The sequence below is a fragment of the Paucidesulfovibrio longus DSM 6739 genome (genome assembly GCF_000420485.1).
Lineage (GTDB): Bacteria > Desulfobacterota > Desulfovibrionia > Desulfovibrionales > Desulfovibrionaceae > Paucidesulfovibrio > Paucidesulfovibrio longus.
In genome coordinates, this window is the sequence record NZ_ATVA01000015.1 from 252,440 (window position 1) to 276,085 (window position 23,646).

Here is a 23,646-nt window from a genome sequence, read left to right on the forward strand (position 1 = left end):
ATGGCAGGAGAGCTGATGTACCTGTATTTGTACCTACGCAAAAAGAACAGGCTCACGGTTGCAGCCGCAACACATTGATTTCTATGGTAGGTGAGAAATGGTTTAAATCAACGGATGAATATATATCTTTCTTATCTCATTAGATGCAAATTTCTCTTGGACCACCGCTGGACCACCAAAAAAGAAGCCCGGTCATTTGTAAGTGACCGGGCTTTCAACTTTTTCTGGTAGGCGCGGAGGGATTTGAACCCACGACCTCCTGCACGTCAAGCAGATGCTCTCCCCCTGAGCTACGCGCCTTCATCCCCGACGGGGAAGCACTATTTAGCCGCAGGCCGTTTCGATGTCAACACTTTTGCGTCACCCGCCTCAAGTTTTTTCCCGGCTTTCCCATGTACACGCATGCGGTCTGTGTTATGGTCGTTCAGCCATGAACATTCTCGCCTCCTTCCGCAGACAGACGGTGGCCCGCAAGCTGACCCTCTCGGCCCTGGCACTCCTGGGCCCCATGGCCGTGCTCGGCTTCTTCATGGACCTGAGCTTCCGCTACGACATCAACATCTGCCGCACCGAGCTGGCGGGCACGCGCACCCTGCGCCCCGCCTTCCGGCTGCTCCACGCGGTCGCCGAGCACCAGGCCGCAGAGCTTGCGGTCCGCGTCCATTTTGACCGGCCCGACGAGGAGCCCGACCCCGCATACGGCAATCCCGCAGCCACGGCCGAAAAGGTTCGACAGGCGCTCGGCGAGCTGGACGCCGCCGTGAAACGGGAATCGCCCGTTCTCATGGATTCGCCCTCGTTCGTTCCGGAGGACTCGGAGATCATGGATGTATCCAGGCTCCGCGACGCCTGGCAGACCGCTCTCAAGGGAAATTCCCCCTCCGCATACGACGGCCTCATCCAACGGCTCATGCTGGTCATTTCCGCAGTGAGCGACTGCGCCAACCTCGCCCTGGATCCCGCCCTGGACAGCCACGCCCTGGCCACGGCCACGGCCCTGACCCTGCCGCGCACCTGCCGCCTGCTTTCCGCGCTGGAAACCACGGCCCTCGAATTGGCGGCGGAAACGTCCGCCGTGGGCGGCGGCACGCCCGTTCTGATCCCGGAACGGCGCGACCGGATCATGCGCCGTCTCGGCCTGCTCGAAGACGGGCTGCTCGCGGAGACGGTGAAGGCCTCCCGCAGGGCGCTCATGGAAGACGCAAATTTCTATGACAGCAGTCCCGGCCTCCAGGAGCACTACCCGCCTGCGCTGGCGCGGTTCCGCACTTCGGTGACCCGCTTCGCCGAAACCATGCGCGGGGTCTGCAACGCCATGACCCCGCCCTACGAGGCGGCCCTTGCCGCCCGCAGCGCGCACGACGGACTTGCGGCTCTGGCATCCGTGGGCCTGGACGAGCTGGACGGGCTCATCCAGCGGCGCATGGCCAGCTATCAAGGCTGGCGGATGTTCGGCGCGGGCAGCAGCGGCTTGACCGCAATCCTGGCCCTGGGACTGCTGTTCATCACCTCCCGCCATCTCTCAAGGTCCGTCATGCGGGGACTCGCATACGTTCAGCGCGTCTCCGCGGGAGACTACGCCGCCGAGGTGGACGACTCGGATTTCGGGCGCGACCTCGCGGAGTACACGGACGGCGTGCGCCGCATGGTGGCGACGCTCAAGCATCAGCTCGGCTCCCTGGACGGCGTGCTGCGCAACATGACCGTCCCCTGCCTCGTGGTGGATCGGGAGGAGCGCCTGACGTTCGTGAATCGGCCCTACCTGGATCTCTTCGAGCGCCGCAGGGAGGCGGGGCACTACCACGGCATGACCCTCAGGGATTTCTTCTACTCCGGGGGCATCGGGGAAACCATCCTGGGCCGCGCCATGCGCGAGGGCAAGACGCATCGGGGGCTGGAAATGGCCCTGCGCTCCCCCAGCGGCCGCAACCTGACCATCCGCTACGACGCCGCGCCGCTGTACGACCTGGACGGGGTGCTCATCGGCGGATTCGCCGTGATCGTGGACCTCACGGAAAAACAGGAGCAGCAGGAGGAAATCGCCCGTCTTGCCGCCTTTCCGCGTGAGAATCCGAGTCCGGTGCTCTCCACCGAGGAGAACGGCGACATCATATATATGAATCCCGCCGCAGGAAAAACCCTGGACGCTCTCGGCCTTTCCCCGGAGCAGCTGCTCCCGCCCAACCACGCGGAAATCGTGCGGGCCGTGCTGTCCACCCAGACTTCCCGACTGAACGTGGAGGCAAACGCCGGGGAACGGACCTATACCTGGGCCTACCATCCCGTTCCCGGACAACGCCAGACCTATATCTACGGGCTCGACATCAGCGAGCGAAAACGCATGGAACTCCAGCTCGCCCACGACGCTCTGCACGACGGCCTGACCGGACTCCCCAACCGAACGCTCTTCCTGGACCGGGTCAAGCAGGCTCTGCACCGCTCCCGGCGCGAGGCCGGACGCCGTTTCGCCCTGCTGTTCCTCGATCTCGACAGATTCAAAAACATCAACGATTCCCTGGGACACGCCGCAGGAGACGACCTGCTCATCCAGTTCGCGGAGCGGCTTGAAAACCTGCTGCGAAGCGAGGATACCGTTGCGCGCCTGGGCGGGGACGAATTTACGGTCCTGCTGGACAACCTTTCCGGTCCGGACCGCGCCCTGGCCTTGGCCGAACGCGTCCACGGCCTTCTGGCCGCCCCCTTTCACGTCCAAGACCACGAGTTGTTCGTCACGGCCAGCATCGGGGTGGTCATCGGGCCGGACAACGCCGCCGGGCCCGACGAGCTCCTGCGCAACGCGGACACGGCCATGTATCGGGCCAAGGCCGCTGGCCGCGCCCGCTCGGCCCTGTACGACGAGCTCATGCACAACGAGGCGCGCGACAGGCTGCTCCTGGAAATGGACATGAAGCGCGGGCTGGAAAAATCCGAATTCGAGCCTTTTTTCCAGCCCATAGTGGACCTGAAGACGCGAGAACTGCACGGCTTCGAGGCCCTGGCCCGCTGGAATCACCCGAAGCGCGGCCTCGTCTCGCCCGCCGAGTTCATCCCCCTGGCCGAGGAAACAGGGCTCATCGCCCCCCTCGGAAGGATCATGCTGGATCTTTCGCTGGAGTGCCTGCGCGACTGGCGGCATGAGCATCCGCAGGCCTCCGGGCTGAGCATGAGCGTGAATCTTTCCGTCGCGCAGATGACCCGCGCCGACATCCTCCAGGAAGTGAAACTCGCCCTGAAGCGGCACGACGTTCCGCCGGACCGGCTCAAGATCGAGCTGACCGAGAGCGGGCTCATGGACAACGCGGCCATCGCCCTGAGCCTGCTGGATCAATTGCACGACATGGACGTCCGGCTTTCCATCGACGACTTCGGAACGGGCTACTCCTCTCTTTCGCAGTTGAGCCGATTCCCCTTCGCCTACCTCAAAATCGATCAATCCTTCGTGCGCACCATGCTCGAAAGCGACAAGGACATGGCCATCGTGCGGACCATCGCGGCCCTGGCGCACAGCCTCGGCAAAAGGATCATTGCGGAGGGCGTGGAGACGCCGGAACAGCTGACCGCGCTCTGTTCCCTGGGCTGCCACTTCGGGCAGGGCTATCTCTTTTCGCGGCCCGTCCCGGCCGACCAGGCCCGGGACATGACCCGGCGGAGCGAGCCTTGGTTCTGAAGCTCTTGCCTTTCTTGCCACTTCCTGCAATAAAATGTAATCAACGAACATTCATGCAATAGATCCTCCACACGGGAAGAGCCATGAGCGATCAGCTAGGAAAACGAAAGACCGAACGGTTCGATCTGGAACTGCCGACGTCTCTTTCCATCGCCGAGCCCAACGGCGCGAAAAACCTCGTTGAACTGCTGACAAGGGACGTGTGCGCGCACGGAGCTTTCCTGAACACGGACGACCCGCTTCCGCCCGGCACCAAGGTCGATCTCCGCCTCGTGGTTCCCCTGGACCACATCCCCGAACTTTCTGGACGCCAGTCCCACATCCAGGCTTCCGGAACCGTCATCCGCAGCCAGGGCGAAGGCATGGCCATCCGCTTCGACCTCGGCTACCAGCTCCTTCCGGTCATGCCGCGCTTTTTCATCCACGTCACGGGCCGCAACAAGCTGCTGACCGAACTGCTGGCCAGATATGTGGGCGAGGAAATGGGCATGCGGGCCAGCTACGGCAGCGTCGAGCAGATGGCTACGGACACCCTGCGCGAGCAGGACACCACCTACCTCGCGCTCATCGACTACTTCGACGTGCGCGCCGGGCTGCCCCTCTCGGAACTGGAAGAGGCCATCGACGTCAAGGGCGCCCAATGCATCATCGCGCTCTTCAACGCCGACCACGACCCCTCCCTCATGGACAGCGCCTTGCGCCACGGCATCCGGGGCGTCTTCTTCGAAGGCGACTCCCTGGACCACGTCGCACGCGGGCTGACGGCCATCTCGCGCGGCGAGCTTTGGTACACGCGCGACGTGCTCACGCGCGGCCTGCAAAAGGAAATCGACCATACCCAGGGGAACGGCCCCGAACCGCTGACCCGCAAGGAAAAGGAAATCCTGGCCGCCGTGGCCGCCGGGTCCACCAACAAGGAAATCGCGGACAAGATGTTCATCAGCGTGCATACGGTGAAGACGCACCTCTACAACGTCTACCGCAAGATCAACGCGGCCAACCGCCTCCAGGCCACGCTCTGGGCCACAAAGAACCTCCAGCTCTGATCCTCGGGCCTCCGCCAAGAGAAGATTCCGTCTCCTGCCGCCCGCGCCTTCCGGCGCTTTTTTCATGCCTTCCGCACGATGCGCGCCGAGGGTTTTCGAACGCGGCCGCTGTGCGTCTCACTCCTTCCGCCCCCATTTCTCATACCCAAGTACTAGAGGAATTCAATCCTCCTACCGATACCACCTGCGGGGGGGAGCTCGTATCCTGCATGCAAGCTCAAAGAACCAGACCGGGAGGATTGAAGATGCGCAACCTGACCACCATAGCCCTGCTGCTTGCGGCCCTGCTGCTGCTTCCGGCCGGAGCGTCGGCATACAGCATTACCGTTGACAACTACGCCGGACTCTCCGGGGTGGACTTCACCGCGTCCGGCGGCTCGCTGGCCACCAAGACCGTGGCAGGCATCACCGGCCTGGGCGTCAGCGGCGGCGTCACCGGGGAAATCGGTCTCGGACAGTCCATCACCATCAGCTTCGACCAGGCCCAGTACGTCAACAGCCTCAGCCTGGCCCAGCTCTACACGGCGGGCAACTACTCGGACGGCGCGGATGAAGTGGCCGCCATCACCGTCCTGGGCGGATTCGGAAGCCGGACCTTCACCCTGACCGCCTCCGAGGCGACCAGCGCCACCTGGACCGGATTCGGCTCCGTGCTCAACCTCGACCCGGCCGTGAACAATTCCGGCGCGCTCTGGCAGCTGATCAACCCCTTCGGCGATCTCGCCATCTCCAGCATCGTGCTCAGCGCCGCGGACAGCCTCGCGGGCGCGGGCAGCACCAACTCGGACTACGGCTTCCATTCCATGGAAACCACGGCAACTCCGATTCCCGGAGCGGTCTGGCTGCTCGGCTCGGGCCTGCTCGGCCTGATCGGACTGCGCCGCCGCATCAGCAACTGATTTCGGCCTCCGCCTGCCGAACTCGCCTCCGCACCGGAAACATCCGGCGCGGAGGCGGCTCTCATACCGAAGCATGAACGGAATTCATACTTGCGCCGTATACCAATCCGCGAGCCGTTCCGTATCTTAGAATCAACAAGAACGTCTCAACGGAGGGAGATTCCATGCGTACCCTGATCACCGCCATCGCCCTGACCGCCCTGCTGGCCTTTGCCGGCACTGCCCAGGCATCCTATTTCCCCGGCTACAGCATCAACACCCTGGAAAGCTACCTGAACGGCCAGGGCGGGTTCGACGCCGCCGACTACGCCGCCTACACGGGCGACCTTTCCGGCTCCTGGACCGTGACGGCCATCGCCTTCGAGGCCGGAAACACCAATGAACTGCTCCAGAACGGCTCGCTGCTCTTCAGCACCGCCGACACCAGCAGCTTCGGAAACTTCGTGAGCAACGTGGACTTCGGCAGCTCCCTGTTCAACGACGTCACCACCAGCACCAGCTTCAACGTGCTCGGCAGCACCGCCACGCGGGCCTACGTGCTCAACGACGCCTGGACCATCCCCGGCCTGAACCTGACCCTGGACGCGGGCACCCTGATCCTCGGCTTCAACGACAACGGCTCCAGCGACGGCGACTTCGACGACATGATCCTGGCCGCCACTCCGACCAGCGCCACCCCGATCCCCGGCGCGGCCTGGCTGCTCGGCTCCGGCCTGCTCGGCCTGATCGGCCTGCGCCGCCGCATCAGCAACTGATTCTTCTCCCTCCTCCCGTTGAATGCAAAAGGGCGGCTCCCGAAAGAGCCGCCCTTTTTACGTCCGACCGACGCCGCTGAAGCCGCAAGCCATGCGCTCAGGCCGGGCCGATGCGCTCCAGGGCTTCGCGGGCCAGTTGTCCCACATTCGTCGTTTCCAACGTCCCTTCCCGGAAAAGGCGCACCTCGGCTGGATCGCTCTCCAGCGCCAGCAGCCCTTCCCGCGCGGAGTCCGCGCCGAGCAGCCCCAGGGTCCAGGCGGCCAGCCCGCGGTTTGGCCCGTCCGTCTCGTTCAATGCCGCGACGAGAAAACGCTCGGCCTTGCGGACCAGCTCCGGCCTGGCCGAGGCCAGCCGTCCCAGCCCCCAGAAAACGCCGCGCCGCAATTCCGGATGGTCGAGAAAGTTGCCGTCGCAGTCCGACTCGCAATAAATGTAGGAAGCAAGGATGGTGTGGTATTCCCGGGCCAGCCCGGCATTGTTCGCCATGGCTTCGGCCATGGCCTCCGGAATGCCCCAGCCGAGATTCCCGGATTCCTCGTTCAGGTACCACATCAGCGTGCGCATGAGCACGCGGGCGGATTCCATGGACGATTCGGCCATGCGCGCCACAACGCGGCCCAGGGCCACTGCGGCGCGCCAGCGGACCGATTCGTCCCGGTCCAGGCGCAGGGAGAGCAGCGGACCCGTAACCTGCCGTTCCGGCAAATCCACGAACTCCTCCAGCCGCGTTTCCCAATCGTCCGCAGCCAGTGCGTCACGCATTCCGCCCTTGAGCGCCCTGAATCTCGCCATGCCGTCTCCCTAGTTCGCGTTCTCCTCGATCTCCTTCAAAAAGGCTTCCGGCACTTCGTATCCGGTTTCCTGAGCCTTGGCCACGCACTCCTTGGCGCGAGCCCAGTCGCCCTTCTCGGCGCTGACCAGGGCCAGGTTGTTCCAGGCCGGGCCGAACATGGGCTCGATGCTCACGGCCGCTTCCAGCGCCTTGGCGGACTCTTCGAGGTCGCCGACGGTAAAGTAGGCGCTGCCCAGAGTGGCCAGGGCCTGGACGAACTTGTTGTCGTACTTGATGGCGCGCTTGAGGGACTGGATGGCCTTGTCCGCCTCGCCGAGCTGGAGCTGGCAGAAGCCGATGTTGCCCCAGGGCACGGCGAAGAAGGGGCGCTGCTGCGTGGCCTGAACGTTGTAGGTCAGGCAGGTCTTCAGGTCGCCGCGCTGCATGGCGATGCCGCCGAGCTGCACGTAGGCCTCGGCCAGCTTGGGGGAGTTGGCCACGGCCTCGCGGAAGCAGCGCTCCGCTTCCATGAAGTCGCGCTTGGAAAGATAGGCCACGCCGAGGTTGTAGAGCGTGTTGCCGCACTCGCGGTTCACGGCCAGCTTGGCCTTGAGGTCCGCGATATAATCATCGATGTTGTCGAACTGCTGCTCAGTCATCTGCATCCTCTCGAAAGTTATAATTTCATGCCCCTGTCCTGCAGGAGCTTGGCGTACCATTGGCAAAACTCGAAAAGGGGCCGCACGCGGTCCGGAATGGTCACCAGGGTGACGTTGAATTCCGAAATGAGGTCCACGTAATCCTGTTCCGGCTGCCGACCCAGCGACTTGATGAACATGTTGGTCAATTCGTGCGCCGTGTGCCCGGTGATGTCCCGCCGGATGTCGATGGGGTCGAAGGGCTTGGCGAACGGATCCCAGGCCTCGTAGCCGATCCTGTCCACGAACTTGCGCCGCCGGGGCGACATCTTGTCGTATATGGCCCGTTTCTGGGCCTCGAAATCATCGCGGCTCGGTTCGCTCATGCCTATTCTCCGTCGTCCGGTCCCTTGCCGAGCACGAGGCTGAAGGACTTGTCCTTGCAAGAGGCGCAGGCGGACTCGTCCTTGTCGCAGCTGCCGCAGGCCTCGGAGGCTTCCTTCATGGTCGGGATGGTCGGCGCCGCGGTCTCGGCCTTGGCCGCTTCGGACTTCCCGGCAACGCCGAGGTAGGTCTCGTCGTACTCCGTGAGCAGCGCCAGGGAAGGCGGAACCAGCACCGTGCCGAGATCCTTGTAGCGCGAGCCGATGGCCACGCTGATGTCGTTGCTGAGGTTCATCAGCGAATCCTGGAGCTTTTCCACGTGCACCGTGGGGTAGGCCTTGCCGGGCTCGAAGCCGGAACGCCCACAGGTATGCGGCTCGCCGTTGATGTTCATGGGCACGCCGTAGAGGCGGCAGGTCAGGGGGCGATGTTCATAGAGCACGCAGAGATCGTCGTCTCCCAGCAGGGGGCAGCGGACCTTGGCAGCGGCTATCTTCCGGAGAATCTCCGCCGTGGGCAGACCGTCCTGGCTGGCGCGGTAGGCCCGGCGCTTGAGCCGATGGACTTCCCGGTCGGCGTCGTCCGCCCGGTCGAGCACGCTGCTGCGCTCCATGCCGGAAAATTTCTTGTTGAAATGGTGGTTGATGTAGAGCGCCTCGATGAGGGAGAGGTCGAACAGGGCGTAGCAGCAATCGCTGCATCCCTGGCCGCAGCGCACCAGATCTCCGTGCTGCTCCTGAATCTTGGCGAATATTCCGTCCACTTGCCGGACGATATTTTCGTAGCGCTCGAAAAACGGGCTGAAGTCCAATGTCATGCGTATCTCCTTGCAGGGGCCTTGAAATCGATCATGCGGCGCGAAGCGCGACCCGGTCCGAGCCCGGACAGGGATGTATGTAATGCTTTTCGTCGCTTCGTCAACCAGCGGCCCGACGGAAGCGGCACGAAGAATACAAAAAAAGCCGCTCAACGCTCCGGGCCCCGCGCGGCGGGATGCGCCCGGCCGTCTCCCGGCGGCGAAAGAAAGAGGCGGGAGTGATGGCAGTCCACCACTCCCGCCTCAATCATGGAAATGGAACGATTAGTCTTCCTCGATGGTGATGGCGTCCTGCTCGCAGACTTCCACGCAGGACTCGCAGCCCAGGCACTCTTCCATGTTCACGGGAACAGCCTTACCATCCTGAAGCTCGTAAACTTCAACGGGGCAGACATCCACGCATTCGCCGTCGCCGACACACTTGTCAGTATCGACCGTAACAGTGTAACCCATCTTAATTCCTCCGAGATCAGATTTTAGGGCAGATTCCGCCCGTCCAACCAAAAGTATTCGCCGCCCTCCCGGCCGCTTTTTCTTCCGCCGAACAAGACGGAAAGCAAGACCGTTTCGGACCACGAATTTGCAGATAGCCGCCCGTCACTGTCCTGTCAAGAAGAGAACCGCGACCAGCTCGGCTGATTCCCCGAAAACCCGCAACCAGCATGATAATGTTGACTTCCATGGCAGGGTGCCTATCCTCTTCGTTCAGGATTCGGCTGCCGCGGCACTGACCTTCCCGCGCCGCCGACCCCACACTAAAAACATAAGGATCGCCATGTTTACCAAGCTGGAGCTGGAAAAATACGCCCGCACCCTCTGGTGGGGCCTGAGCACGGCCCGCACGGGCCAATTCAAGCCGGGCGAATTCGTGCTCGTGCGCTTCGACCTCGACGCCCTGCCCCTGGCCGAGACGCTCTTCGACCTGATCATCGAAAAGGGCCTCGTTCCCGTGCCGCGCATGAACCTCTCGCCGAACATGGAAGTCAGCTTCTACGGCAAAGGCTCGCAGGAGCAGATCTCGGCTGTGCCCGCGGGCGACGCCGAGTTCACCGGCAACCTCGCCGGGCTCATCTCGCTGATCGCCCCGGCCTCGCTGACCCACCTCAAGGGCGTGGACCCGTCCAAGATCGGCCGGGCGGCCGTGGCCCGCAAATTCCTGCGCGACATCATGGAGCAGCGGGAAATTTCCGGGGACTTCGGCTGGTCGCTCTGCGCCTGGCCCACCAAGGCCATGGCCGACGCCTCCGGCCTGAGCCTCGACGAATACGCGGAGCAGATCAGAAAGGCGTGCTTCCTGGCGGACGACGACCCCGCGGCCACCTGGGCGCGCGTGTTCGAGGACGCCCAGGAGGTCAAAGCCTGGCTCAACGGCATGGAGATCAAGAACCTGCGCATCGAGTCCGAACACACGGACCTGATCGTGGACCCCGGCCAGGACCGCCGCTGGCTCGGCGTCTCCGGCCACAACATCCCCAGCTTCGAGATATTCCTTTCGCCCGACTGGCGCGGCACCGAAGGCGTCTACTTCGCGGACCAGCCCTCGTTCCGCTCCGGCAACCTCGTGCGCGGCGTGCGCCTGGAGTTCAAGGAAGGCCGGGTGGTCCGCTCCGAAGCCGAGGAAGGCGCCGATTTCGTGGCCAAGCAGCTCGGCATGGACGAAGGCGCCTGCCGCCTGGGCGAATTCTCGCTCACGGACCGCCGCTTCTCGCGCATCGACGCCTTCATGGCCAATACCCTCTTCGACGAGAACTTCGGCGGCGAGCACGGCAACTGCCACGTGGCCGTGGGCGCGTCCTACGCGGACACCTATGCGGGCGACCAGCGCGAACTGGACGCCGCCAAAAAGGCCGAGCTGGGCTTCAACGAGTCCGCCCTGCACTGGGATCTCGTGAACACCGAGAAAAAGACCGTCACCGCCGAACTCAAGAACGGCAAAAAGGTCGTCATCTACGACGACGGCGAATTCAAATACTAACGGAATCGGACATGAACAGAGCCGAGCATTCCGCGCAGCGATCCCCGCAGCGATCCCCGCAACGATCCCCGCAACGATCCGGGAGCGTCCTTCAGGGCGCTCCTGCTCTGTTTCCCGCGCCGAGCATGGCACGGCGGCCGTTGCGGGCGCTCGCGGCTCCGGCATTCCGCGTCCCGGCGCTCTTACCCATGGCGCTCCTGCCTTTGGCGATGCTGGCCCTGGCGCTCCTTGTCCTGGCCGGTTCCGCGTCGGCGCAATCCGCAGCGCCCGGAAAAGACGTGCCCGAAGACGTGCGGCAGCTCGCCGCGTTCATGGCCGAGGACATCTACCAGGAACTGGTGCTCTCCCAGTGGCAGCGGCAGAGCATGGAAATCTGCGGAGAGCCCGCCGAGCCGGGCGTGCTGCGCCATGCGGGCCTGTCCGTTTACGAGGGCGTGCGCTTCAAGGGCGGCAAGCCCCTTTCCGGCGTCTGGGCCGACCGCTACCGGGGCCGCGCCTGCGGGCGGGAACGGCAGTTCAACTTCCTCTTCACCGCGCAGGACGGAAAAGTGGTGATCCGGCACATGCTGCCCGGACGCACGGAATGCCCGCCCCGCCTCCAGATCGACGCCATGAAGACCGCCCTGCCCCGCCTCAAAAAGCGCCACCCGCAATGCGAAACCTTCATTCCCGTGGACAGCGAAATCGAACACGCGCCCAAGCACGTCAACGACCCCTGGAGCGAAATCTGGGTCTTCGACGCCTGCGGCAAGCTCGCCGCCTCCCGCGTGACCTTCACCCCGGACGGACAGGGCGGGACGTACTTCAAGGTGGAATAGGCACGGCACCATTCTTTTTAAGCATTACGGGGCGGGAACCTTTCGGTTCCCGCCCCGCTTTTATGGAGTGTAACGGTGAGGAGGCGTTGTTACGGCTGCGACGAAGACGACGGAGTGACGTGCTCGATCTTCTGTGCGCGTTCCCAGTCCTCGACCTGGGCCTCGTCCTCGACCTCTTCCCAGCCCGTGAACATGGCCTGGACGTGGGCGGTGAGGGAATGTCCCGTGGTGGTCATGTAGACGTGCACCACGTAGAACATGAGGATCAGGAAGGCCCCGGCCACGTGCAGGTTGGCCACCACGCCGAGGCTGCTCAGGCCGATTTCGTTATAGTAGTAGTACAGCAGTCCCGTGGCGAGCATGATCGGGATGAGCACCGAAGCCAGTCCGAGGTAGGTCAGCCGCTGGAGCGGGTTGTGCTTGGCCTCGCGCTTCTTCTGCACGGGATGCGGCTCGCCCTTGAAGATGCCGAAGGCGTAGTAGCGCACGACCACGAAGAGCCGCTTGGTGGTCGGGATGTACTGCTTCCATTCCCCGGTGGTCAGCAGCCAGAAGGCGATGAACACGTAGAGGATGACCCAGGAGATGCCGAAGGTGGCGTGCAGTTCCACGGCTTCTTCGAAGCCGAAGAGCGTGTACACGCCGTGGACCTCGAAGCCGGTCACGAGCAGCAGGGTGATCAGGATGGCCTGAACCCAGTGCCAGAACCGTTCGAACTTCGAATACAGATAGATGCGCTTCATGTTCAGTTGCGTCATGGCGTTATCCCTCCCTGCGGGTGCTGGCGATCATGCGCAGCAGGCCGTGGATGAGCACGGCGATGATCGAGACGATCACGCCTGCCCAGCCGAGCCAGTCGATGGCCTGCACGCTGTCCCGTCCGGGCATGTAGAACCCGGCCAGATTGGCCAGGCGGCCCTGCTTGGCATGGCACTCGGTGCACTGGACGGCGTTTTCCTTGGGCGCGACCATGTGGGTCGTGGGGTAGGCATAGGCCGTCTCCACGAAGCCGTACTGGCCGGAATGGGGCAGATTCACGTAGCTCATGCCCTCGTCCAGGGCGATCTTCCAGTCGAAGTGCTTCCAGTAGGCGGTCTTGTCGTCCTTGCCGTAGGGGAAGAGGTGCGGCACGGCCATGGTGTTCTCCACGGTGTCGTAGGGCGTCTTGCCGCGATGCACCTTGAAGGGCATGATCCGGGCGTTGGGATCGGAGCGGTCGCCGATGGGCCACTGGAGCCTGACCTCCTGGGACGGGTCGATCTTGTCCTCGGCCGTGGTCACGGTCATGGCGCCGTTGAACCAGTGGTATTCGGGCACCACGTTCTTTTGCCAGACGAATTCGCCCTTCTTGGCGTCGTAGTCCGGCTTGCCGTTTTCATCCTTGACCGCCTTGCGCGTCTTGTCGCCCGCCTGGGACCAGTCCCAGGACATCTTGGTGGGCAGCACGCGGGCGAAGCTCGGAATGTGGCAGCTCTGGCAGGCCACGCGGTCGGTATGGTCGTTCATCTTCCCGGCCGCATGCGGACGGGCCGTATGGCAGGACTCGCACATGATCTTGGGCTGGAGGTCGTTCTCCACCAGGCTCTTGCGCTCCATGACCGCCGGGTTCGAGTAGATGCGGCCCGCAACGTCGTGGGCGCGGGTGGTGTGGCAGCGCACGCAGGCGAATTCCTGTCCGCCCGAAGCCTTGTCGCCCATGTGCACGTCCAGGTGCTTGTCCGGATGGGACATGCTCGAATCCAGGTCGCCGTGCTTCACGCCGTCGCCGCCGCCGCCGAAGAAGTGGCAGGTGCCGCAGTTGGTGCGGTCGGGCCGGCCCACGCTCTGGGCCGTTTCGGCCCAGTTCGGCGCGAAGAAGAGCTCGCCGCCGAAGTCCTTGCCCAGCTGCTCGCCGGGGTGTTCGGGATCCTCGATCCAGGGCGCGGGATACCCGGCCATGGTCGGGAACTTCTTGTAGGTGCCGGTCTGCTCGTGGCAGACGAGGCAGTCCACGCTCTCGGCCTTGGAGAAGTCGAAATCCTTGTCCTTCCAGCCGTACCCGGCATGACAGGAGGTGCAGCGCGGCTCGTTGGATTGCAGGGCCACGCAGAAGTTGTTCACGGTCAGGCCGCCCTTGCCGATCTTCCGGGCCGGATCGGAAATGGGATCCTTCCAGGTCCAGTGGATGGTCTTGTGGAATTGCAGCGAGGCCTGGTTGTGGCAGCCCAGGCAGGCGCGCGTCACCTCCGGTCCCTTGAAGGAACGCTGCTCCACCGGGTCGAACTGGAGTTCCTTGAACTTGGAATGGTCTGCGGTGATGGGCGTGGGCGAGGTCATGGTCGCCTGCCGGGCCATAAGCCGTCCGGGTGCGTCTTCCGCCGCCCACGCGCCCATGGCCGCGAGCAGGGAAAGCGCGAGGGCCGCCAGCGCGAAAAGCGCGGTTGCGGTCGATCTCGAACGTCCGTTCATTCTCCAAACCTCCCTCATGACGATAAGTTCACTCTTCATGTTGACGACGGTGCGCCCCGCTCCCGTGCGTAGGCGCGGTTTCCCGATATCCTCGACGCCAGGGCGGCCAGCCCCAGCGCAACGACCAATCCGAGATGCGTCCAGTCCACGAGCATGGTCGTGAACGGCTCGTAAGAGACGCCGGGCTGGTTCTTGTACATGCGCAGCGCCCCTGTGGCGACGATGCCGAGCACGAGGAGCGCCCGGATCAGGCCCGAAGGGGTCAGCCGCAGCTCGCGCGACCACTGCCGCAGCCAGCGCGCGGCAAGGTAGCCGAGCAGCGCCAGGAACAGGATCGCGGCCACGTAGTGCAGCTTGTGGGTGAAGTAGAAATCCGCAAGCCAGCCGAGCCCGGGCAGGTCCGCGATGTAGTAGCGCTTGAAGATGGGCATCTGGGCCATGCCGGAAAGGGCCAGCACAAAGACGAGCAGCCCGAAGCACAAGGCATAGGCGCGCGAAAGAGGCGTGCGCGAGCTAGTCCTCATGGCCGCCCTCCTTGTCCCTGGATTCGTTGTTCGCGGGGCCTTCTCCGGGCGCGCCGGAGCGGCCCGAAGCCTCGCCCCGGCCGAACATGGCCCGGCCCGCGGCCACCAGTCCGGCGGCGATGCCCGCGAAGGGCGCGATGAGCGCGGCCTCGGCCATGTTTTCCTCGGCGGACATCATGTCCGGGAACGGCTCCAGGCCGGGGCGGCCCTTTTTGGAATCGATCTGCTGCGAATCCTTCAGGGCCGCATGCAGCTTGTCGAAGGGCACGGGCGAGACGTACAGCGTGTTCGTGCCGCCGTTCTCATGCTCGCCGTAGATGTATCCGTTCATGGATTCGGCCAGTTCGTGGGCCTTCTGCACGATCTCCTCGCGCGGGCCGATGGTCTGCACGTCGTAGGGACAGGCGCTGACGCAGGCCGGAGCCTGTCCTTCGGCGACGAGCTGGTGGCAGCGGTCGCACTTGTACATCACGCCGTTGCCCGCGAACCGGGGCAGGATGTCGAGATACAGCCCCACGCCGGTCTGCCGCTGGGGAATGTGCCAGGGGCAGACCGACTTGCACTTGGAGCCGCCCAGGCAAACCTGGTCGTTGATGCGCACGATGCCGTTCTTCTCCCGCCCGGCCGCGCCCCAGGGGCAGAGATTGGCGCAGGGCGGGTTCTGGCAGTGCATGCAGCGCCGGGGGATATTGATCTCGTAGGTCTCGCCGTCCTGCTCTACCTCGGCGGACTGGAGAAAGAGCCAGTTGTACGGGGTCAGCCGGTCGTCCACATCGCGCTTTTCCGACCAGTCCTCGGCCTTGACCCTGGGAGGGTACATCTCCGGAAACGGCTTTTGCGGTTCGGGATACTTGAATCCGTTGGACTCGCGGCAGGCCTCGACGCACGCGCCGCAGCCCACGCACCTCGAAAGATCGTGCAGGGTGGCCAGCTCCTGGCCGGGCAAAGTGCGCACCTCTTCCTGGGCGGCCAGGGCGCGGGCAGGCAGCGCCGCAGCGGAAGCAGCCAACGACGCGCCGCCAAGGCCCAATGCCTTGAGAAACCCGCGCCGGGAGAGGCCGCCCTTGTGTTCATCCTTCATATTTCCTTCCACCTCGCGATAGCTTTACCCTCCACATAGCAGAATACATGCCGCAAAGGCAGCAAACCCGCATGATAATCCGCAACCCTTGTCCTTTCTGGATTCCTCCTGTTTCGGTTCTGCCGGGACTTGCCCTTTTCGCTCCAGTTGCTATACAGTTATTTATACACTTGTTAAAAACTATACATTCCGAAAGGCGACTCCAGCATGACCGAACAGGAAATCAATCTCTATCTCAAGGAAATACTGAACACGATGCACGACGGGCTGTTCCTCACGCGGCCCGACGGAACCATCATGATGGTCAACGACGCGCTCGTGCGCATGACGGGGTATTCCCGACAGGAGCTGATGAACGCGCGCTGCTCCATATTCGACTGCGACGTCTGCCACCGCTCCCGCGCCGAGGGCAGCAGGCACTGGTGCCGACTGTTCAAGATCAAGCGCGAGAACATGAAGAGCTGCCACATCCGCCGCAAGAGCGGGGAGTACATCCATGTGGTCAAGAACGCCTCCCTGCTTCAGGACGGGGACGGCGAGGTCATCGGCGCGGTGGAAACGCTCACGGACATCAGCGAGCTGGACGCCCGCGACCGCAAGATCAAGGAATTATCGAGGCTGCTCGGCGGCGAAGAGAGCTTTTTCGGCATGGTGGGCCGCTCCGAGGCCATGCGCCGCGTCTACGACCTGCTGGAACGCGCGGCCCAGTCCGACGCCCCGGTGATCATCTTCGGCGAGTCCGGCACGGGCAAGGAGCTGGCCGCGGCCGCCATCCACGAACTCGGCCCGCGCAAGGACGGCCCCTTCGTGCAGATCAACTGCGCGGCCTTGAACGAGTCGCTTCTGGAAAGCGAGATATTCGGCCACGTCAAGGGCGCGTTCACCGGGGCCTACCGTCACCGCAAGGGCCGCTTCGAGGAGGCTCAGGGGGGCGACGTGTTCCTGGACGAAATAGGAGACGTGCCGCTTTCCATCCAGGTCAAGCTCCTGCGCGTGCTGGAGACGCGCAGCTTCGAGCGCGTGGGCGACAACCGCCCTCTGCCCCTGGACGCAAGACTGATCACCGCCACCAACCAGGATCTGCGGGCGCTCGCCGAGGAAAAACGCTTCCGGGAGGATTTCTTCTACCGCATCAACGTCATCCCCATCCACCTTCCGCCGCTGCGCGACCGCCGCGAGGACATCCCTCTGCTGGCCGAACATTTCGTGCGGCGGCTCCAAGAGACGGGAAAAGAGCCGGTCGGAGGGCTGGCCCCGCAGAGCCTGGAACTGCTCACGGCCTATTCCTGGCCGGGCAACGTGCGCGAGCTGAAAAGCGCCGTGGAATACGCGGCCGTGGTCTGCCGAGACGGACTCATCCTCCCGGAACACCTGCCGCCCCAGATCGCCTCGGTCTGCGCCGCTCCGCAAGGCCCGGAAGCGACAGCGGATTTTCCCGCTCCGCAGGCCGGGCTGCCCCGCCAAAAGGCCGAACTGATCCAGGCCTTGCGCCAGGCCGGAGGCAACAAGTCCGCGGCCGCCCGCCAGCTCGGCGTCAGCCGCATCACCGTGCTCAACCGCATGCGCAAGTACGGCATCGACATGCGCAAGGTGATCACCTCCTGACTATGTTTCAATTTTGTCAAATCGAACATTCTTCTTTTTTCTGGACATCCAGCGGCTTCATCATTATATATGACAACGCCGAATGGAGCGTCCGCTCTCAACATTTGGTTCCCGTACACATCAGTCATCACTGGTTTTCCCCTACGGCCTTGTCCTGTCCTGCAAGCGGAAAAGGAGCCTCATGAGCAGCAACAAAAAGACGGCAACCCTCATTTTCGACGGAAAGACCATCGAACTTCCCGTGGTCTGCGGCACTGAAGACGAATACGGCATCGACATCACGCAGCTTCGGCAGAAAACCGGCCTGATCACCTTTGATCCCGGCTTCGCCAACACCGGTTCCTGCAACTCGTCGATCACCTTCGTCAACGGCGAGGAAGGAGCCCTGCACTATCGCGGCTACCCCATCGAAGACGTCGCGGAACATTGTTCGTTCATCGAAACCGCCTACCTGCTGATCTTCGGCTATCTGCCCACGCGCGACCAGCTCAAACGCTTTTCCGAGCTGCTCACCGAACAGGAACTGCTCCACGAGGGCTTGCGCCACCATTTCGACGGTTTTCCGTCCCAGGGCCACCCCATGGCGATCCTTTCCGCCGTAATCAACTCCCTGGGCTGCTACCACCCCGACCTGCTCGAACTGGAAAGCAAGGACCAGTTCCTGCTGGCGGTTTCCAAAATCATTTCCAAGGTGCGGACCATCGCGGCCTGGGCCTACCGCAAGTCCATCGGCAGGCCGTTCATGTACCCGAATCCGAGCCTGTCCTACTGCCGCAACTTCCTGCACATGATGTTCTCGATCCCGAACAAGATCTACGACGCCCCGCAGGAAGCCGTGCGCGCCCTGTCCCTGTTCTTCATCCTGCACGCGGACCACGAGCAGAACTGCTCCTGCTCCACGGTGCGCATGGTCGGCTCGACCCAGGCCAACCTCTTCGCCTCGGTTTCGGCGGGCATCTGCGCGCTCTGGGGCAAGCTGCACGGCGGGGCCAACGCCGCGGTCATCGACATGCTCGAATCCATCCGCGACGGCCAGACCACGGTCCCGCAGTTCATCGAGAAGGTGAAGCGCAAGGAATGCCGGCTGATGGGCTTCGGCCACCGCATCTACAAGAACTTCGACCCGCGCTCCAAGATTCTGCGCCAGGCCGCCTACGACCTGCTGGAAAAAACAGGCAACCACGACCCGCTCCTGGACATCGCCATGGAGATGGGCGAGGCCGCGCTCGCGGACGACTACTTCCTGGAGCGCAAGCTCTACCCCAACGTGGACTTCTACTCCGGAATCATCCTGCGCACCCTGGGCATCCCCGTGAACATGTTCCCGGTGATGTTCGCCATCGGCCGCATGCCCGGCTGGATCGCCCATTGGTACGAGGACTTCCAGAATCCGGCCATGCGCATCCACCGCCCGCGACAGATCTACACCGGAGCGCATCGGCAGCCGGTAATTCCGATGAATAAAAGGAAAAAGCCGGGCGACCCCCTGGCGTGAAAAAAGTGGCAAAAAAGTGTTGCAATGCGGTGACGAGGCGTATATACACTCCTCTCGCACGGCGCGAAAGAGCGCCAACGCACTGATCTTTCAAGTGCCCGGATGGCGGAACTGGTAGACGCGCATGGTTCAGGACCATGTTCCTTAACGGGAGTGGAGGTTCGATTCCTCTTCCGGGCACCAAATCAGAAATTATCACTGTCCAGAACAGTACAAAAGACCCCGGATTTCCGGGGTTTTTTCGTATCTAGCGACCACGACAATTCGATATAGACCATTGACGTACACAATCTGTGGGGGTAGTTTTGGGGGTATAAGCTCATTTTTGAGCCAAAAGAGGGGGTATCGTACCCCCAAAGGATACCCCCATCATGAAACTCAATGCCCTCAAAGTGAACAGCGCCAAGCCGCAATCCAAAGCGTTTAAGCTCTTTGACGGCGGCGGCCTGTTTTTGCTGGTAACCCCCAACGGCTCCAAGCTTTGGCGACTGAAGTATCGGCTCAATGGTAAGGAAAAGCTCTTGGCTTTGGGCGCGTACCCTCAGCTATCCCTTGCTGCCGCCCGTGAGGCCCGCGACAAGGCCCGCAAGTTGTTGGCCGGGGGCACTGATCCAAGCCTTGCAAAAAAGCAAGAGAGGGCCAGCCAGGCCGAAACCGTTGCTGACGTTGCCCGCGAGTGGCACGAGGTAAACAAATCCCGCTGGACCCCGGACCATGCCGGGCGGATTTGGCGGAGGCTTGAAAAGGACCTCTTCCCCCTCATCGGAAACCGCCCTACTGCCGACGTTTCCCCCGCCGAACTCCTGGAAGCGATCCGCACCATCGAAAAACGTGGGACCGCCTACACGGCCCGCCGCGCCTTGCAAGACATCAAACGGGTGTTCTCCTATGCCGTGGTCACGTCACGCGCTCAACACAACCCGGCCACGGATTTGAGCGTGGCATTGAAACAACCGCCCGTGCAACACCGCGCCGCCGCAACGGAAGTCGGACCCTTGCGCGAACTTTTGCGGGCCATTGAAGGCTATCTGGGAACGCACGTCGTCAAATGCGCCTTGCGCCTTCTCCCTCACGTTTTCTGCCGCCCTGGGGAACTCCGGTTCATGGAATGGACTGAACTCGACCTGGAAAGCCCTGAACCAACCTGGAGCATCCCAGCCGAGAAAATGAAGATGCGCCGCAAGCATATAGTCCCGCTTTCCAGGCAAGCAACAGCGATTCTGAAAGAAGTCCAACCGTTAACGGAAAGCGGACGCTACGTATTCCCGTGCGAACGGACCCGCGCTCAGCCAATGAGTAACAACGCTCTTAATGCTGCTCTACGCCGCATGGGATTCAGCAAGGAAGAGGTTTGCGCACACGGGTTCCGCGCAACCGCCGCAACTCTATTGGCGGAAATGGGCTACCCCTCGCATCTTGTAGAAATTCAACTTTCCCACGCAGATCGGAACAAGGTCCGAGCCGCTTACAACCACGCCGAGTACTTGCCGGAACGGCGCAAGATGATGATCCGGTGGAGCGACTTTCTGGACAGGGTTCAGGAGGGCGGCAAGGTGGTTCCGCTGTTCAGGGCTGGATAAGCTACAACACGCTGTTTTTTGAGCGATCGAACGTTTGCCGCTGCGTCATCAGCAAAAGGACGGATTTTTATGGGCACGATCACCCTGAATCGAATTATCAGCGCACACGAGCTACTGGAAAGGTGGACAGGCATAACAGAACGAGAGCTTGTTGCAATGACAAACCCTGATTCTTTAGATGTTCCGTTTTTAAAAGGCTATAAACACATTAAAACGCTAGTACAAGATGACAATGTTGAGTTACACATATGTTGTGATGATGCTGCAACACCTTATGTCTTCGAAATCGGACCTACTGTTCAAATACGATGGGAAGATAATGATCCGGAACAGATCAGCAAAGGAATTATTTTTGATTTTAATGCTGTAGAGTCAATAGAGATGGACAACCCCACATTCAAAGCAAAGATTAAAAAAGTTAAAGAAAAAACTAAGAAGCATGAATGGATATCATGTGCTACGCTTCCAGAGAGATGGGAGTGCAGCCCAGATGATGTTATAGACATAATCGAAAAGCATACTCCAACGATACACCCTGACTATCCGAACACATATCTATCTTACGAAACGTTATCTTGTTTTAACATATATGGTATTGATCTTCTGAAATTTGAGGAGCAATACGATCAAGAAATCAGTCAGTTTTCATATACCCCGCCTCACCGGCGAAACGCGCCAACACCTAATCAAGTAAGCCCAATCGCATCCCAGACGACATCACGGCCTGCAACAATCAAAGACTATCGTGAACGGATGCCCAGCATCGTTTCTGGTGTACTCGCCATCAAGCGCCAATGGGATTCGTCTGGAGAAAATTCGCCAATTCGCAAATTCGGATTCATTGAGCCTGAACTTTGGGAGCTTGCGCCAGCAGTCAAAGACAAAACCTTGCGGGCGGCCTTCAAGCAAGCCCTGAACGATTCAGGAATCACGGTTTGGCTAAAAAGAGGGCCTCGCACTCAATAGGTTAAATCGCCGCATATGCCGCGCTGAAATAATTCACATTATCCGCGTTCGGCCACCCACTCTAAACCGCCACGCACATTCGCGTGGCGGTTATTGTTTTGCAGCCTCAAATGCACGAGTCATGAGCCAATTCGCCGCTTTGAAATATTTCATCTTTTACCCATTTCCGCCTGACTGGCGCGGAGAATTTTATATTGCTCAACAATCCGGCGATATTGAATTTATCCTGTAACAACCTGTATCCTCCGCCTTAATTCAACGCCGTTCTTCTTTGAACGACAAACTGCGGAGGCCAGGAGATGCTTGAATCTTCCGGTTCAATTTTCAGAAGCGTTACCCCCCACTCTTGGGCAACAAGCAGCTTTCGGCTTGGCTTCTGCGTTGAGCCTCAGCCTCCATAACCGCCCCCCTGCGAAAAGCCCTCTCCGTATGGTAGCGGTCCCCTTTGGTCTCAATTGCATCGGTCAACCGACCGTAATTCCACAACAGGAGCTTGAACATGAATGACGAACGGCTTCTTCGACTTCCCGATGTGTTGCACCTCATTCCCGTAGCCAAAAGCACATGGTGGCTTGGAGTCCGCGAAGGCCGCTATCCGCGCCCGGTGAAGCTGGGGCCGCGCTGTTCCGCATGGCGACTGTCCGATATCCGGCGAATCGTTGACGGCGGCATTCCCGGCGACTTCGTTGGAGAAGGCGTTACCGGAGACGCGGCATAGAACAAACGAGAAGCCCCCTGCGGTGTGCGAAACCGCAGGGGGCTGAAAATTCAACGCAGGCGAGCGTCGAAAGTGAGTATTTCTCTACACGAAAAGGGCAACAGGGGCAACGTCTGGAGTCAGAAGAACAACCCGCAACGCACACCACAGCAACGCTTTATCGACTCCCTTCCGGAACGGCTCCAATGGGGCCACGGCAAAGAGCTGTACTACTGGGGCACAAGGGCGAGCGTTATTTCCAAGGCAGGATACCTGGAACTGCCCACAACACAATGGCATTACCTGATCCTGGACATCGACCACGAAGGCGCGGGCGCGTTTTGGTTGGACGAAGGCCTGCCCATGCCGACCATCTCCATCGTCACGCCGGACAACGGCCATGCCCTCTATTTTTACGAACTGGCGAATCCCGTACTCCGCCCGATCAACGGTGGCGCATCCTGGTTGAAACGCCGCCCCCTGGAATTTTTCGAGAACATCCGGACCGGATACATCAAGGCACTTTGCGCCGACCCCGGATACACGGCCTATTCCTGCAAGAATCCATTCGGTCCGATGTGGGAGCCGACAACACGCTGGCACGACAAGCAATATACGCTTGCAGAAATGGCCCAGGCAGTGGATGTTCCGTCTTCCCGGAGATACCGCCGGGATAGAGAACCCGACTCGACAAGTCCCCACTCACAGCTCTTCCATGCCGGGCGAAAATGGGCTTGGGAGAACGTCGGCTCCCATTCCTCACGGGATGCGTTTCAAGCGGACCTGCATTCCTGGCTCAAGGGCTATTACGCCGAACACGTCCGCCCGAACCTGGAAAAGGAAATCGGGCCGCATCTTATCCATTCACTGGCGCAACGCATCGCCGTCTATACCTGGGGCAAGCGGGGCACACGCTGGCTGCGTGACCAGACCAAAAACCGGGGGGCATTGTCGCTTCCGCCCGTGTGTCATCGGTTGACGGACGAAGAAAAACAAACCGAAATTTCCGAGCGGCAACGCCTGGGCGCTAAATACGCAAACCAGGCCCGCGCATCCAAAACCGAACAAGCGATCCTCTCCGCCGTTGCCCGGCTCCGGGAAGCAGGAACCCCACTCACAAAAGCGGAAGTGGCGAAACAGGCGGGAATCTCGAAACGGACCGTGCAACGCCATGCACACCTGTTCGCAGGCGTACTCGATGACGCGGCCTAGCAGGGGGGGTGACACACGGTGTATAGAGATGGTGGTACTGACTTTTGCCTCTTGGCTTTTATATTCTGTTTTTTCCATATCTATTTACGTAAGAAGTTCGAAACACTCCACACTCGCGTCAATCGACAGCATGTACTATATATGCAAATGCGCTATGTCTTGGTTTTTCCAGTACACTCCAATCTACATCCGATACGCGAAAGACGACTTTCATCTTCAACTTCCATCCTCATACTTTCAACAAACCTACCCGTAACTTCGCAGAT

22 protein-coding genes and 2 tRNA genes are annotated in these 23,646 nt (G+C 61.5%); 13 read left to right on the forward strand and 11 right to left on the reverse strand.

Annotated features, from left to right (window positions below):
• Positions 1-225: 225 nt before the first annotated feature.
• A tRNA-Val gene (locus tag G452_RS0112200) sits at positions 226-300 on the reverse strand.
• 130 nt (positions 301-430) lie between these two features.
• On the opposite strand from G452_RS0112200, the gene G452_RS20700 reads away from it, so the two are divergent.
• The 4 genes from G452_RS20700 to G452_RS0112220 all read left to right on the forward strand — a co-directional run bounded on the left by G452_RS20700 (position 431) and on the right by G452_RS0112220 (position 6,367).
• On the forward strand, positions 431-3,667 hold the full coding sequence (locus G452_RS20700) for a putative bifunctional diguanylate cyclase/phosphodiesterase (protein ID WP_022662547.1): 3,237 nt from the start codon (positions 431-433) through the stop codon (positions 3,665-3,667).
• 83 nt (positions 3,668-3,750) lie between these two features.
• Positions 3,751-4,713: a response regulator transcription factor gene (locus G452_RS20705; RefSeq protein ID WP_022662548.1), complete on the forward strand. Its 963-nt coding sequence runs from the start codon at positions 3,751-3,753 to the stop codon at positions 4,711-4,713.
• Between the two features lie 245 nt (positions 4,714-4,958).
• Positions 4,959-5,612: a hypothetical protein gene (locus G452_RS19390; RefSeq protein WP_022662549.1), complete on the forward strand. Its 654-nt coding sequence runs from the start codon at positions 4,959-4,961 to the stop codon at positions 5,610-5,612.
• A 164-nt stretch (positions 5,613-5,776) separates the two neighbouring features.
• The gene (locus G452_RS0112220; protein ID WP_022662550.1) at positions 5,777-6,367 is read left to right on the forward strand and encodes a hypothetical protein; all 591 of its coding nucleotides are present in this window, start codon (positions 5,777-5,779) and stop codon (positions 6,365-6,367) included.
• Positions 6,368-6,464: 97 nt separating this feature from the next.
• On the opposite strand, the gene G452_RS0112225 is transcribed toward G452_RS0112220, so the two are convergent.
• From G452_RS0112225 to G452_RS21690, 6 genes are all read right to left on the reverse strand, one after another.
• Positions 6,465-7,160: a DVU0298 family protein gene (locus tag G452_RS0112225; RefSeq protein ID WP_022662551.1), complete on the reverse strand. Its 696-nt coding sequence runs from the start codon at positions 7,158-7,160 to the stop codon at positions 6,465-6,467.
• A 9-nt stretch (positions 7,161-7,169) separates the two neighbouring features.
• Positions 7,170-7,799: a tetratricopeptide repeat protein gene (locus G452_RS0112230; protein WP_022662552.1), complete on the reverse strand. Its 630-nt coding sequence runs from the start codon at positions 7,797-7,799 to the stop codon at positions 7,170-7,172.
• Positions 7,800-7,816: 17 nt separating this feature from the next.
• On the reverse strand, positions 7,817-8,164 hold the full coding sequence (locus G452_RS0112235) for a hypothetical protein (protein ID WP_022662553.1): 348 nt from the start codon (positions 8,162-8,164) through the stop codon (positions 7,817-7,819).
• 2 nt (positions 8,165-8,166) lie between these two features.
• Positions 8,167-8,979 (reverse strand): YkgJ family cysteine cluster protein, encoded by an 813-nt coding sequence (locus G452_RS0112240; RefSeq protein WP_022662554.1) that lies wholly within the window; start codon positions 8,977-8,979, stop codon positions 8,167-8,169.
• A gap of 264 nt (positions 8,980-9,243) precedes the next feature.
• Entirely contained in the window at positions 9,244-9,432 is a 189-nt protein-coding gene (locus G452_RS0112245; protein WP_022662555.1) for a ferredoxin, read from the reverse strand.
• 16 nt (positions 9,433-9,448) lie between these two features.
• Positions 9,449-9,661: a hypothetical protein gene (locus tag G452_RS21690; RefSeq protein ID WP_162141306.1), complete on the reverse strand. Its 213-nt coding sequence runs from the start codon at positions 9,659-9,661 to the stop codon at positions 9,449-9,451.
• A gap of 93 nt (positions 9,662-9,754) precedes the next feature.
• Between G452_RS21690 and G452_RS0112250 the strand changes: the two genes are divergently transcribed.
• Both G452_RS0112250 and G452_RS0112255 read left to right on the forward strand, forming a co-directional pair.
• Positions 9,755-10,954, forward strand: a complete 1,200-nt coding sequence (locus G452_RS0112250) for an aminopeptidase (protein ID WP_022662556.1) — start codon at positions 9,755-9,757, stop codon at positions 10,952-10,954.
• Between the two features lie 188 nt (positions 10,955-11,142).
• Positions 11,143-11,772 (forward strand): hypothetical protein, encoded by a 630-nt coding sequence (locus tag G452_RS0112255; RefSeq protein WP_022662557.1) that lies wholly within the window; start codon positions 11,143-11,145, stop codon positions 11,770-11,772.
• Positions 11,773-11,861: 89 nt separating this feature from the next.
• Here G452_RS0112255 and G452_RS0112260 read toward each other — a convergent pair whose 3' ends face one another.
• From G452_RS0112260 to G452_RS19400, 4 genes are read right to left on the reverse strand one after another with little or no spacing between them, the layout of a single operon-like run.
• Positions 11,862-12,530 (reverse strand): cytochrome b/b6 domain-containing protein, encoded by a 669-nt coding sequence (locus G452_RS0112260; RefSeq protein WP_022662558.1) that lies wholly within the window; start codon positions 12,528-12,530, stop codon positions 11,862-11,864.
• A 4-nt stretch (positions 12,531-12,534) separates the two neighbouring features.
• Complete coding sequence (locus G452_RS19395; protein ID WP_022662559.1) at positions 12,535-14,220, reverse strand: tetrathionate reductase family octaheme c-type cytochrome; 1,686 nt, start codon at positions 14,218-14,220, stop codon at positions 12,535-12,537.
• A gap of 35 nt (positions 14,221-14,255) precedes the next feature.
• Positions 14,256-14,744, reverse strand: a complete 489-nt coding sequence (locus G452_RS0112270) for a hypothetical protein (protein WP_022662560.1) — start codon at positions 14,742-14,744, stop codon at positions 14,256-14,258.
• On the reverse strand, positions 14,734-15,825 hold the full coding sequence (locus G452_RS19400; protein WP_022662561.1) for a 4Fe-4S dicluster domain-containing protein: 1,092 nt from the start codon (positions 15,823-15,825) through the stop codon (positions 14,734-14,736). Before G452_RS19400 ends, G452_RS0112270 begins: the two co-directional genes overlap by 11 nt.
• A 207-nt stretch (positions 15,826-16,032) precedes the next feature.
• On the opposite strand from G452_RS19400, the gene G452_RS0112280 reads away from it, so the two are divergent.
• From G452_RS0112280 to G452_RS0112310, 7 genes are all read left to right on the forward strand, one after another.
• Positions 16,033-17,430 (forward strand): sigma-54 interaction domain-containing protein, encoded by a 1,398-nt coding sequence (locus G452_RS0112280; RefSeq protein WP_022662562.1) that lies wholly within the window; start codon positions 16,033-16,035, stop codon positions 17,428-17,430.
• A gap of 181 nt (positions 17,431-17,611) precedes the next feature.
• On the forward strand, positions 17,612-18,925 hold the full coding sequence (locus tag G452_RS0112285; protein ID WP_022662563.1) for a citrate synthase: 1,314 nt from the start codon (positions 17,612-17,614) through the stop codon (positions 18,923-18,925).
• Positions 18,926-19,021: 96 nt separating this feature from the next.
• Positions 19,022-19,108, forward strand: a tRNA-Leu gene (locus tag G452_RS0112290).
• 188 nt (positions 19,109-19,296) lie between these two features.
• Positions 19,297-20,505, forward strand: a complete 1,209-nt coding sequence (locus G452_RS0112295) for a tyrosine-type recombinase/integrase (protein ID WP_022662564.1) — start codon at positions 19,297-19,299, stop codon at positions 20,503-20,505.
• Between the two features lie 69 nt (positions 20,506-20,574).
• Complete coding sequence (locus G452_RS21530) at positions 20,575-21,471, forward strand: hypothetical protein (protein ID WP_155887695.1); 897 nt, start codon at positions 20,575-20,577, stop codon at positions 21,469-21,471.
• 499 nt (positions 21,472-21,970) lie between these two features.
• Complete coding sequence (locus G452_RS21150) at positions 21,971-22,189, forward strand: helix-turn-helix transcriptional regulator (protein ID WP_081650595.1); 219 nt, start codon at positions 21,971-21,973, stop codon at positions 22,187-22,189.
• 72 nt (positions 22,190-22,261) lie between these two features.
• Positions 22,262-23,380, forward strand: coding sequence for a replication initiation protein (locus tag G452_RS0112310; protein ID WP_022662567.1), 1,119 nt, complete (start codon positions 22,262-22,264; stop codon positions 23,378-23,380).
• Positions 23,381-23,646: the final 266 nt, after the last annotated feature.